The organism is Mariniflexile sp. AS56, from assembly GCF_030552475.1.
Classification (GTDB): Bacteria; Bacteroidota; Bacteroidia; order Flavobacteriales; family Flavobacteriaceae; genus Mariniflexile.
The window spans coordinates 316521-327883 of the sequence record NZ_JAUPED010000005.1; the positions used below are offsets into that span (position 1 = coordinate 316521).

Here is an 11363-nt window from a genome sequence, read left to right on the forward strand (position 1 = left end):
AAAGGTAATAAAATTTACCCGAATATAAATATATTTTTAGTCAAGACTAAAAATAGGGGCTAATTGAAATTTTGACTACATTGGTTTTTTGTAATGAGAGTCCTTAAAATTTATAGATTAAACTATGGCGCAGCACAACGAACTTGGTAAAAAAGGCGAGGAATTAGCGGTTGAATTTCTGTTGAAAAATGGCTATGATATTATAGAACGCAATTACAGATTTGATAAGGCGGAAGTTGATATTATTGCAAAAAAAGACAGTATACTAGCAATTATTGAAGTAAAAACGCGTTCGACGGTTGATTTTGGAAATCCCCAAGATTTTGTTAAACCCAAGCAAATACAACGTTTGGTAAAGGCTGTTGATGAATATGTTAACCTAAATAGGTTAGATGTGGAAGTTCGTTTTGATATTATTGGGATTGTAAAACAGGGAAAAACATTTCATGTAGAACATTTAGAAAATGCTTTTTATCATTTTTAAGAAACATTACTGCATAAAAAACCCCTTATAAATAAGGGGTCTTATAAACTATTTTTTTTTTATTACTTAATTATCAATAGTAACAGTAAATGTACCGCTATAGCTAACTGTAACAACTTCATCATTCTCCAGTGTTATCTGTGCACTTATAGTATAAATATCACCATTTTTAGTAACAACTACAGTTCCTCCTACAGCTTCCATGTATTCATCATTACCAACTTTAATTTCTCCATATGGGAACACGAAATCTGGTGCTGCCTCTATGTCGTCAGAGTCATAAAATTGAAAAGTCCCTGTTCTAAATGATTCAGTCCCTTTTGAAAATAAACCCATATAAATGTATAAGGAGGTCTCATCACTAGACGTTCCTTCTAATTCAAATTCATAATTATAGTACCCTTCAAAAGTGCCATAATCGAATATGTTAGTTTGCTCTACATTAAACGAAACACCATCATATTCTATGGTATTTGTGAAAATTTCTTGCTCTTTATCATCATCTTTAGAACATGAAACAATAGCTAAAGAAACAAATAGGAAATAACTTAATTTGATAATTTTTTTCATTTTTATTATGTTTTTTGGTTAGGGCGAATATATAAGTTTGTAACTTATAAGCTACTAATTTTAAAACTAAATATTAAAAAAAAATGAATTTAAACTGGTTTATGTGTGCTTGGTCGAGTTTTTTTATTAAAAACATGCCTTTAAGCCTACAAACCCATCTGGCTTTTCAAGAATAAGTTTGTTTCTATCGAGCACAAAATAAGCAGGTGTTACCATAACACCATAATCATTCCCTATTTTATTGTCCCATTTCCCAAGTCCGAGTACATGAATAAATTCGGGATAGCTTTTAATTTGTTCTTTCCAGGCTTTGTTATCGTCTTCTAAAGCAATAGCAATCACTTTTAATTTGTCTTTTACCCGCGATTTAATGAATTTTTGCAATTGCGGAATTTCATCTAAACAATGTGAACAGCTGCTACTCCAAAACACAAGAATATATTTTTCGGCGCCCTGCAATTCGCTTAATTTCTTGGTTAATTTTTGACCGTCTTTTCCCGTAATAATAGAAAAATCAGGGGCTTTATGGCCAATAGATAGGTTGTTGTAACGGGTTAAAGTTGTTACAAGTTCGTTGTCTTTTAATAGTTTAGCAATGTCTAATAAATAGTTTTTAGAAATATAATTGGCAACCGGTTCTAGTTTTAAATCGACCATTTCTTGCCATAGATCTACCAATAAAATACGTTTAATACTAGGGGATACGTTTTTTATGGCGTTGCAAAATACAGCAATGTTATTTTTGTAATTGGTGATGTCATCTTTACCTTCTGCTGAAATTCCAAACACATAATTAAGCATGCGTTCTTGTAAAAAACTAGAACTTTGAAGTGTTTTGTTGTTAAAATCTATGTTGTCGAAATAATGTATTTTTAAATTATTTACATAGGTTTTAACATCTTCATGTTTTTTAGGAATGTATGGCTTGTTGGCTTTTATAAAATGTAAGGTGATACTGTTTTCTGCTAGTTTTTCGTAGCGTATTTGGGCTTCGCGCTGTGTTTTAAATATGGTTTTTAAAGCCAGCGTGTCTTTTTTACCGTCTCTAAAATAATTACTGATGCTTTGGGTTATGGCAGACATGCTACGCGTATAGGAAGCCAATAGTTTGTTTTCTACGGAAGATTTAAAGGTAACCCCTGTTTCCGTATTAAATGTAAGCGTGATGTCTTCCTTTCCATTATAAATAACATCGAAATTAAAGTCTTCTTGAGGCACAGCATACACCACACGGTAGATGCCTGTGGTAGCTGAAGCATCTAGTTGAAACGAAAAGCTTCCGTCTTTCCCAATTTCTGAATTTGAAATATATTCAGAAATGGTTGGTGTTACTTTATACAACAAAACCACTTTATAATCTTTCGCAGGCGAAAACACACCCTTTATGGTATGTTGAGCCAAAAGCATATAGGGTAATAAAAGTAATATAGTAACAATTCTAGATAGCATGTTTTTTAGTTTCAAAGTTGTAGTGCTTTTGAGTTACAAAGGCTCTGGTTTTAATGTTTTTATATATGCACAATAATTACACCACAATAGGTTTCAATGCATTTAATGCTTGTTTTACCGATTTAATATTCTCAAAAGTGAGCATAAGGCGCAAGCCATTTCGGGTTTGTTTCTCCTTCATTTTACAGCTGCCTTGGTTGGATTGTACAAACTGAAGTACGCGAGTGAAATTCGGGCTTTGGTAAAAACTGCTTTGTTGGTCGTTTATAAAATAACCAATCAGTTTACCTTGTTTCATTACAATTTTCTCAAAACCAGCCTTGGTAGCAATCCATTTTATTTTTACACTGTTTAGTAAATCAGATACTTGTTTTGGCAATTCACCAAATCGATCTACTAAATCTGCTTCAAATTTTTGTAATTCAACTTCGGTTTTTATCTCATTAAGTTTGGTGTATAAACTTAAACGTTCCGCGATATTATTCACATAATCATCAGGAAATAGTAATTCAAAATCTGAATCGATGGTGACATCTTTTACATAGATTTTTTCAATACCATCGTCATCATATAAATCCTTAAACTCGTTTTCTTTAAGCTCTTCAATGGCTTCATTTAATATTTTTTGATAAGTATCGAAGCCAATTTCATTGATGAATCCACTTTGTTCACCTCCTAATAAATCACCGGCACCACGAATTTCTAAATCTTTCATCGCGATATTAAAACCACTTCCCAATTCTGTAAATTGCTCTAAAGCAGAGATGCGTTTTCGGGCATCATCAGTCATGGCCGAATAATCTGGAGTTATAAAATAACAAAAAGCCTTTTTATTACTTCGTCCAACACGACCTCGCATTTGGTGCAAGTCGCTCAGTCCGAAATTGTTAGCGTTATTTATGAAAATGGTGTTGGCATTGGGTACATCTAAGCCACTTTCTACAATGGTGGTACTTACCAAGACATCGAAAGCACCATTGATAAACGATAGCATGAGTTCTTCTAACTTTTTACCATCCAATTGCCCATGACCAATACCAATTTTAGCATCGGGCACCAAGCGCTGAATTAAGCCTGCCACTTCCTTAATATTTTCTATGCGGTTGTGTATGAAGAAAATTTGTCCGCCACGTTCAATTTCATAACTCACCGCATCACGAATGGCTTCTTCGTTAAAACGAATAACATGACTTTCAATAGGGTAGCGGTTTGGTGGTGGTGTGGTAATAACCGATAAATCGCGCGCTGCCATTAAACTAAACTGAAGTGTTCTAGGTATAGGCGTTGCGGTTAGAGTTAATACATCCACATTGTCTTTCAAGGTTTTTAGTTTTTCCTTGACAGCAACACCAAATTTTTGCTCTTCATCAACAATAAGTAAACCTAAATCTTTAAATTTCACCGATTTGTTTACCAGTTGATGTGTTCCAATAATAATATCGACACTTCCTTTTTCTAATTTTTCAAGTGTTTCGCGTTTTTCTTTAGCGGTTCTAAAACGGTTCACATAATCGACCGTTACCGGAAAATCTTTTAAACGTTCAGCAAAGGTTCTAGAATGTTGATACGCCAAAATAGTAGTTGGTACTAAAACAGCGACCTGCTTCCCGTTATCAACCGCTTTAAAGGCTGCGCGAATAGCAACTTCCGTTTTACCAAAACCGACATCACCACAAACTAAGCGATCCATAGGGCGTTCACTTTCCATATCGGCTTTAATATCGGCAGTAGCAGTACTTTGGTCGGGTGTGTCTTCGTAAATAAAAGAGGCTTCCAACTCGTGTTGCATGTAGCTGTCTGGGTTGTATTGATAGCCTTTTTCGGTTTTACGTTTTGCGTATAGTTTTATAAGGTTAAACGCCACGTGTTTTACACGCGATTTTGTTTTCTCTTTAAGTGTTTTCCAAGCGGCACTTCCTAACTTATAAATTTTAGGTGGTTTCCCGTCTTTACCGTTAAACTTGGTGATTTTATGTAAGGAGTGAATGCTTAAATACAGCACATCACGCTCACCATAAACCAATTTAATAGCTTCTTGTTTTTTGCCTTCAACATCTATTTTTTGAAGGCCTCCAAAACGTCCAATACCATGGTCGATGTGTGTAACATAATCGCCAATATCTAAATTGGTAAGTTCTTTTAAAGTGATGGCTTGCTTTTTGGCGTAGCCATTTTTAACGTTAAACTTATGGTAACGCTCAAAAATTTGATGATCTGTATAACAAACAATCTGGTTGTCGTGGTCTATAAAACCTTGATGCAGCGAGAGTACAATGGCTTTATAAGCCTTCACTTCTAGGTGCGAATCGTCAAAAATATCATGAAAACGTTTGGCTTGCTGCTCGCTTACGCAGGCTATGTAATTGGTATAACCTTTATCGTGATTGGTATTTAAATCTTCAATTAATAAATCGAATTGTTTATTGAAAGAAGGTTGAGGTGTTGTGTTGAAAGCAACGGTAGGGCCCGATGTTTTACTAAAAAACGCCGTGGTACCAAATTCAATAATTGAAAAATCGAGTAGTTGCCTTTTTAATTGGTTTGAATTACAAAACAAAGCTTCTGGCTCTGCGTGTTTAATGTCTGTTGATAAGGTTTTAAAGGCCTCTTCCGCTTTCGAATAAAAATCGTCTATACGTGAAAAGAATAAATCGACATTTTTAAAACACACCACCGTTCTTTGTGCCATGTATTGCAGAAAACTTTGTCGGCTATCTTGCAACAGCTTATTTGCAACATTGGGGATGATGTTAATTTTATTGGTTTGCTCTATAGAAAGTTGTGTTTCTACATCAAAGGTTCGAATGCTGTCTACTTCATCTCCAAAAAACTCAATACGGTATGGTGTGTCATTTGCAAATGAAAACACATCTACAATACCACCACGCACAGAAAACTCACCAGGTTCCGTTACAAAATCCACACGTTTAAATTGGTATTCAAACAAGATTTCATTTACAAAATCGATAGAAAGTTTATCGTTTACTGATACTTTCAAGGTGTTGCGTTCCAGTTCTTTTCTGGTAACAACTTGCTCGAAAAGTGCATCGGGATAGGTAACAATAATGGCTGGTTTTTTACGCGAATTAATGCGGTTTAAAACCTCGGCACGTAATAGCACATTGGCATTATCGGTTTCTTCTATTTGGTATGGCCTGCGGTAACTGCCTGGGTAAAACAACACGTCTTTGTCATTACAAAGTTGTTCTAAATCGTTTAAGTAGAAAGCAGCCTCTTCTTTATCGTTAAAAACTAATAAAAAAGGGAGTTCACTTTGATTAAAAACACTTGAAATGACGAAGGAAAATGAAGAACCTGATAGTCCTTTTAAATGTGTTTTACTTTTAGTTTGGACAATAGCATTTTGCAGATTTTGCGTTTGCAAAGTCTGTATATAGGTTTGAGATAGTATGGTTTTACTCACCTAGTAATAGGGTTTTAAGTGTGCAAAGATACAGTTTAGAATTATTTTATAAATGTTTTGCTGAAATTTCGTAAATGTTTTTTGCTTTATAGTGCGGCTGCCATATAATGGGAGCCTTTTCTAAGCAGTTTTAGTGGTTTCTTTTTAAAATGGTATTTTTGAAAAACGCTGCTAAGCCTTTTGTTTGGTGGCTTTATACTTTGTTAATTTAGCTTAAATAGGGTGTAAGGTTATAACAGAAAGCACGACCATATTCAAGCATAATATTGCTTAAAAAAGCGTTTCAATACTTTTTTAAAAATCATTTTTATTGACTAACTTAGTTTAATAGGAAGATTTTAATATTTTTTTCACTTTAACTAGTGTAAAAAAAACGAAAAAAATATGTAGGTTTGCACACTTAAAACAAAAAAGATATGTCGTTTTCAGATTTATTTGATAGTGGATTTAAAAAGCGTAATGAGGACCATTTTGCTTCTATTGTGCGTGTAGCAATGGATGATGGTGTGATTTCGAATGATGAAAAAGCGTTTTTAGAACGTTTAGCTCGTAACTTAGATATTAGCGAGGGCGATTTTAAAATAATTTTAGAAGATTATAAAACACACCCTATTAACCCGCCACACGACTACGAAAGACGTTTAGAGCGTATGTATGACTTGGCACGTATGGTATATGTAGATCATATTAAAGGTGATGATGAAGAGGTGTTACTTAGAAAGATTGGTGTTGGTTTAGGCTTTCACCCTGAAAACGTAAAATACGTTGTAGACAAGGCCTTAACTTTGGTAAGTAATGGTGTTGATTTAGATACGTTTATTGTAGAAATGAAAAACATGAACAAATAATTACTATTTGTTTTTTATAAATTAAAATGCGAGCCTTTTTGTTCGCATTTTTTATTTCTTGATATTTTAATATTTTTTTAACAGGCTTTATTTATACATTTGTACCTTATAATTTATTATTGAATGCTAAAGTTTAATAGTTTACTTTTAACGCTTGCGTTAGGTGTGTTCTCTTTGTTTCTTTCAGAATCAGAGGGTGATTTAGCATATAAAAAAATCACACCTTCAGACGATCTTAAAATAGATCATTCCTTTAATGCCTTTGGTATTACAACCTCGAATGCTTTTGAGCATATTACTAATTTTGAGTTTGAAAAGGAACCTACCAATCCAGATCAATTTTATGCTATAAACCCTTTAAATAAAGCGGTATATACAGGAGAATTGCAGTATTTAAAGGATTGCGATTTTATCGATTTAAACTTAACAACACGGGCCATTATTTATCCGTTTCATTCCTTCTTGTAGTCATTAATTTTTACTGAATTAAACCCCAATAGCCATAAAACACTTTACTGGCCTAGTTACCTATTCAAAAAAATTAATTTTAAAAACATACAAGATGAAGATTTCATTAATATTTCTTTCTACGCTATTGGTTTTAAGCGTAGTAATTCCTTTTATTATATTTATTTACAACGGATCAAAAAACACCGTTAGTATTAAAAAACAAGCCCAAGCTTTACTCGCAAACAATGGTATTGATTATAGCGTTAAAGACGTTTGGCGCAAAAAATTTATGGGTATAAGTAGTGATGGGGCTACCTTAACTTATGTGAAATTTAACCTAGAGGCACCGGCTGTTGTTAGTGATATTGACTTAAAGGCTATAAAACAGTGCCATATTATTAAAAATGAACAAAAGGGTTCAGGCAAATCGTTGCTTTTAAAGGCTCTAAGTTTAGAATTGGTTTACAAAACCGCAGGAACTCCCAATTTAATTATAAACTTTTTTAATTTGGATGATGATTTAACGGAGGATTTTGAATTGCAACGTATTGAAAAATGGCACACATTAATTACAAATGCCATAGTGCAGCCGCAAGCTGTTAGAATGGCTTCATAATTTCTTTTTATAGTGGTTAAAACCACTATAAATACAGAATAACGTTATTGCATAAGTAAAACAACCTGCCCCCAAAAGGATTGATTGTTTTAAACTTGCAATGACGTTATTTTTTAGTAGCCTTTTTAGTAATTACAGCACCGTTAGATAGTGTTACTTTCGCAATAAATACACTGTTACTTAAGTTTGAAAGTTGATACGTTTCAGAAGCTGAAGTGCCTTTAAAAGAATACAACTGTCTTCCTAATAAATCGAAAATGGAAACGTTTTTAATAGTTAAATTACTAGAAGTATTAAACTGCATGTAACTATCTTCTAACTCAACAATTCTAAGTGCATTTTTGCTTAAAAGTACATCTTCAATAGCCAAGATTTTGTTACCAAAAGTAATTTCGAAACGACTGTTAAATTCACCAACTGATGATGTGAATGTATAATCTGAAGTCGATAAATTATGCACTTTGTTAAGTAAAAGGTCTTTTAAATAAACCTGATTACTATTTAAAAAGTTACCTTCTAATTGCTCGATAGATAACTTGTATAATGTAGCTACGTTAATAGATGTTTTGAAACCAAGTTTAATAGTTTCGTTTTCATCAAGACTGTTAGCGTCTTTTCCTTGAATGGCGAATTTTTTGGTGCTGCCTTCAATGGTTGAGTATAAAATAGCAGATGAAACCAAAGGTCGTTTTGGGGCATCGTAAAACGAGCCATCATCATCATTGGTAGCGCCGTTTATATAACCTATAAGAATTTGATTAAACACACCATTATCCGAAGTTAGATTAACCCATAATTTATTTGAATTCGCCGTATTTTTATTCTTTGAACCCGTGTTTTTGAAAAATTGGCCATTATCGTTGATTTCTTTTACGCGCATAGCATTGTTGAAAACAACATTGCCAGTACTTGCTGGTCTTGATTGTGAAAACGATATAAAAAAACCTTGACCCGATGGAATAAATTCATTTGGAGTTAATTGATCACCACCAGCAGACCCTCCAGTACCATTATACATTGCGTAATCAGAGCTAGAAAAGTTATAAGTAGCATTACCATTGGAAGAAGTTGAAGGAGCCGTGCTTTGAGACCAATAATAAATAGCGCCTTCCATAGTGCCTGTTGGATTTGTTGTTGAGTCGTAAATGTTTTGTGTAAAAAATGCACTAGCACTTATGGCAGATGGATAGGGGTTGCCAATAAAGTTCCAGTTTTTATCAAGTACAGATCCATCATTTCTATATACGGGTACTTCTATAATACCATTATTAAACTCACCTTCAAAAGTATAATCAATTTGGTTTCCTAGTGAAAAACTAAAAACAAGAGGATCATGTGTGGCAGCGTATCCAACACCAGGTAACATTATGGTGTTGCCACTTAGACCTTTCCAGTCATTACCATCATCATCAATATCATCTTGACCTGCGACAATACCATTGTTGTTGCCAGATTCCATAGTAGCATCTAAAAAGTTTTGCGCGTTAAAAGAATAACGTCTGTAAATGTTAGATTCAGTCAATCCATTATGAATATCGGCATTCTTAACTGGCGAACTCCAATAGGTGTACTCATACCAGGCATTTGCAGGAGCCGTTTTTTTGGTAACAGACATAGCACCATTGTTGGTTACTATACCCAAATCATCAATTTGAACTATAGCTCCATAAGGTTGTACATTAATTTCGCCACCTGCCTCAACTATAATATCATTTTGTACTTCAATATAAGTAAAATCGGAAACGGTTAGAATAGCTCCTGACCTTACAATTAGAGTACATGCCTTAATATTGGCAGTACTGGTTTCATAATCAGCTTCAATGATTACTTCTTTTGTTAAGCTATTACCATCGGCATTTGACCAACCGCTTAATGATTTGAAGGTTGTACTTGTTGGGCATTGAGGAATTAAAGTAACGGTGCCGCCTACGCTAAGGTCGTTTCCTGGTTGTCTCCCAATAGCAAATGTTCCTGTCCCACTAGAAGCGCCCCATCCATAAAGTCTAATAGTTATAGTTGTACCAGAAGCCACGTTTTGTAAGGCAGAAATTGTAGTTAAATTGATTTGGGTTTGAGCAGTGCCATTTCCTCCATTTGTATCATATGAGATTGTAGTACCAATATCAGTAAAAGTTATCCCGTTAGTACTGTATTTCCATATAAATGAACTAGGACCTGCGTTAGTTTTTCTAAAAGTCGCGTCAAGTGTACTTAATGAAACCTGGTAACCACTTATAGCTGAAATCTGAAATTGTAAATAATCTGCATTGGTTAAAGCAGTTGGTTGTGTCCCCGAACCTGTAAAACTAAGAGAAGAAAATGCATTGCCTAAAGCATCAGGTCCCAGGCCACTACCACGACTCAGTGTTGATGTATTTAAATTTGCAGCAAGGGTTGTTGCATTCACAGTAATATCATTTCCAGGTTTGCCTTCCATTTCCCAAGCAACAATCTGCCCAAACCCCAAATTAACAACACAAAAAAGGCAAATGAATGCAGCAAACTGTTTTAAAAAAGTAAATTTTTTCATGTTATCAGGATTAAAATCTCTAAGCGATGTGCTTAGTATGGCTCGATTTAGTTTTTATATTTTTTTATACTACTTGTTTCTGTTCCAATTGTTATTTTTGGCATGCGATGCAAACTAAAAAAACATATACACTACAAGAAGCGACCAAAAAACTGGAGCATTATTGTGCGTACCAAGAACGTTGCCATAAAGAGGTTGTGCAGAAACTTACAGATATGTACATGATACCCGAAGCTATAGATGTGGTAGTAGTACATCTGTTACAGCATAACTTTCTAAACGAAGAACGTTTTGCCAAAACATTTGTAAGAGGTAAATTCAATATAAAGGCTTGGGGCCGACGCCGTTTAACTTTTGAACTAAAGAAAAAAGACATTAGCAAATTTAATATAAATCATGCACTTGCAGAGATTTCTGACGAGGAGTATATCGGGCTTTTTAATGATTTAGCCGAAAAAAAAGTGGATAACATCAGAGAATCTAACGTTTATAAAAAAAGAAAAAAATTTATAGATTACTTTTTATATCGTGGTTGGGAGTCTTATTTAGTGTACGATAAGGCACAAGAGCTTATTAAATAGGAATCGTCTTTAAGGAAGAATCGGCATTATGAGTAGGAACAATGAAGCAATCTCATGATTCCTATTCGTCATTACGAGGGAAGCATGACCGAAGTAATCTTATGATGTGAAGTTGCGCACATTCCCAAACATACAATAGGCAGATTGCTTCGTGCCTCGCAATGACGTTATGGATGAAGATATAGGTTTTAAATTGGCAGATTCCTTCACTGCGTTCGCAATGACGCTTAAGTTAGAATGTTTCTAATTTTCCCGTCATTATTAGGGAAGCATGACCGAAGTAACCTCATGATTTAAAGTTGTAGACATTCCCAAACATTCAATAAGCAGATTGCTTCGTGCCTCGCAATGACGTTAATGATTAGCTGTAGTTTTCATAACAGGCAGATTGCTTCACAGCATTCGTATTGA

General features: G+C 34.3%; 9 protein-coding genes. 5 read left to right on the plus strand and 4 right to left on the minus strand.

What is annotated here, in order from left to right:
- Positions 1 to 124 precede the first annotated feature (124 nt).
- Positions 125 to 484 (plus strand): YraN family protein, encoded by a 360-nt coding sequence (locus tag Q5N74_RS08810; RefSeq protein WP_304388412.1) that lies wholly within the window; start codon positions 125 to 127, stop codon positions 482 to 484.
- A 66-nt stretch (positions 485 to 550) separates the two neighbouring features.
- Here the strand turns inward: Q5N74_RS08810 and Q5N74_RS08815 are convergent, their stop codons facing one another.
- The 3 genes from Q5N74_RS08815 to mfd form a co-directional block, all read right to left on the minus strand.
- Positions 551 to 1054, minus strand: a complete 504-nt coding sequence (locus Q5N74_RS08815; RefSeq protein ID WP_304388413.1) for a hypothetical protein — start codon at positions 1052 to 1054, stop codon at positions 551 to 553.
- Between the two features lie 126 nt (positions 1055 to 1180).
- Positions 1181 to 2503 (minus strand): TlpA disulfide reductase family protein, encoded by a 1323-nt coding sequence (locus tag Q5N74_RS08820; RefSeq protein WP_304388415.1) that lies wholly within the window; start codon positions 2501 to 2503, stop codon positions 1181 to 1183.
- A gap of 76 nt (positions 2504 to 2579) precedes the next feature.
- On the minus strand, positions 2580 to 5927 hold the full coding sequence (gene mfd, locus Q5N74_RS08825; RefSeq protein WP_304388416.1) for a transcription-repair coupling factor: 3348 nt from the start codon (positions 5925 to 5927) through the stop codon (positions 2580 to 2582).
- Positions 5928 to 6343: 416 nt separating this feature from the next.
- Between mfd and Q5N74_RS08830 the strand changes: the two genes are divergently transcribed.
- From Q5N74_RS08830 to Q5N74_RS08840, 3 genes are all read left to right on the plus strand, one after another.
- Complete coding sequence (locus Q5N74_RS08830; RefSeq protein ID WP_304388417.1) at positions 6344 to 6775, plus strand: TerB family tellurite resistance protein; 432 nt, start codon at positions 6344 to 6346, stop codon at positions 6773 to 6775.
- A gap of 123 nt (positions 6776 to 6898) precedes the next feature.
- Complete coding sequence (locus Q5N74_RS08835; RefSeq protein ID WP_304388418.1) at positions 6899 to 7243, plus strand: hypothetical protein; 345 nt, start codon at positions 6899 to 6901, stop codon at positions 7241 to 7243.
- Between the two features lie 94 nt (positions 7244 to 7337).
- The gene (locus Q5N74_RS08840) at positions 7338 to 7841 is read left to right on the plus strand and encodes a hypothetical protein (protein ID WP_304388419.1); all 504 of its coding nucleotides are present in this window, start codon (positions 7338 to 7340) and stop codon (positions 7839 to 7841) included.
- A gap of 106 nt (positions 7842 to 7947) precedes the next feature.
- On the opposite strand, the gene Q5N74_RS08845 is transcribed toward Q5N74_RS08840, so the two are convergent.
- Positions 7948 to 10371 (minus strand): T9SS sorting signal type C domain-containing protein, encoded by a 2424-nt coding sequence (locus Q5N74_RS08845; protein WP_304388420.1) that lies wholly within the window; start codon positions 10369 to 10371, stop codon positions 7948 to 7950.
- Positions 10372 to 10478: 107 nt separating this feature from the next.
- Between Q5N74_RS08845 and Q5N74_RS08850 the strand changes: the two genes are divergently transcribed.
- Positions 10479 to 10952, plus strand: a complete 474-nt coding sequence (locus tag Q5N74_RS08850) for a regulatory protein RecX (protein WP_304388421.1) — start codon at positions 10479 to 10481, stop codon at positions 10950 to 10952.
- Positions 10953 to 11363 lie beyond the last annotated feature (411 nt).